The organism is Vallitalea maricola, from assembly GCF_036985595.1.
Classification (GTDB): domain Bacteria; phylum Bacillota; class Clostridia; order Lachnospirales; family Vallitaleaceae; genus Vallitalea; species Vallitalea maricola.
On the sequence record NZ_BTPU01000451.1, the window covers coordinates 1 to 279 of the forward strand.

Here is a 279-nt window from a genome sequence, read left to right on the forward strand (position 1 = left end):
CTCCCAGTCGGCCAGCCGCGCCATGCTCAGGCCCAGACCGCGGGTGATGTTGAGCGCGAGGTCGAGGTCGATGACGCCGTCCCCGACGACGGTGGACAGGTCGACCAGCGCCTCGGCGTCGGCGGTCGTGAAGGCGCGCTGGTCCCCGCCCTCGGCGAACCCCAGGCTGCGCCACAGTCGTCGGGCGTCCTCGACCGACACCCCGGCGCGGCGCGCGATCTCGTCGACGGTGAGGTCGGGCTCCTCCCCGAGGAAGACGCGTTCCAGACTCGGCTCAGG

At 73.1% G+C, this 279-nt stretch carries 1 protein-coding gene; it reads right to left on the minus strand.

Features of this window, described 5'->3' with window-relative positions; translation table 11 throughout:
* On the minus strand, positions 1-279 hold a 279-nt coding region (locus tag AACQ14_RS24600), incomplete at both ends, for a hypothetical protein (RefSeq protein ID WP_339366155.1).